Origin of the sequence: Carboxydocella sp. JDF658 (assembly GCF_002049395.1) — a bacterium.
Taxonomy (GTDB): Bacteria; Bacillota.
The window spans coordinates 23101-23357 of sequence record NZ_BDLR01000170.1; the positions used below are offsets into that span (position 1 = coordinate 23101).

1 pseudogene is annotated in these 257 nt (G+C 57.2%); it reads left to right on the forward strand.

The features are described 5' to 3' along the window. Positions 1–257, forward strand: a pseudogene (locus JDF658_RS14645) (IS200/IS605 family accessory protein TnpB-related protein); the annotation flags it as partial.

Genomic DNA, 257 nt, shown 5'->3' on the forward strand with positions numbered 1-257 from the left:
GCCGGGCCAGGAAGAAGCTCAGCCTGGCTATGAAGAAACTGGCGAAGGCAGAGGAAAAGGGGGCTGCTTCAGAAGTTATTGAAAAGCTCCGCCTGGCAGTCAAGGGGCGAAACCATCGGGTGGTTTCACTGGCAAAAAGGCTGGCTAAACTGAAGGCTTACCAGGAGAAGGGGACAATACCAGAGGTAGTCTTTGGGGGCAGAAGGCTGTGGGAAAAGGTCTGCCAGGGCCGGGCCGCCCGTGAAAAATGGCGGCAC